The following is a 276-nucleotide window of genomic DNA, read 5'->3' as shown; positions in this document are numbered from 1 at the left end:
AGCATGTTCAATTTCTTCACATTCGTCTTGATCGTTTGCCAGTTCTTCAAACGGCATTTGCGTAAAAATGAATTCGGCACCATGCGGATCTTTTGGATTTGCAATAAAGAGTGTGAAACTTCCTTCTTTCGGCAATCCCGTGAACAAAGCCTGACGCCAGCGAGAGATTTCACTATCACCGCTCTTCTCCATTAACACCGATTGCTTCCAGTCGCTGTTTTCATCTTTCAAAACCGCGTAAATCGGCGGAATCTCACCGAAAACAGAAGAAGCCAG

1 protein-coding gene is annotated in these 276 nt (G+C 44.6%); it reads right to left on the bottom strand.

The window, feature by feature from the left end; all coding sequences use genetic code 11:
* The coding region (locus ACYP03_RS26065) for a hypothetical protein (protein WP_459782680.1) at positions 1 to 231 on the bottom strand (231 nt) is incomplete at its 3' end.
* Positions 232 to 276: the final 45 nt, after the last annotated feature.

It is taken from the genome of Photobacterium sp. R1 (assembly GCF_054600795.1).
Note: the sequence above shows the minus strand (reverse complement) of the source record. Positions and strands in the feature narration are given on the sequence as shown.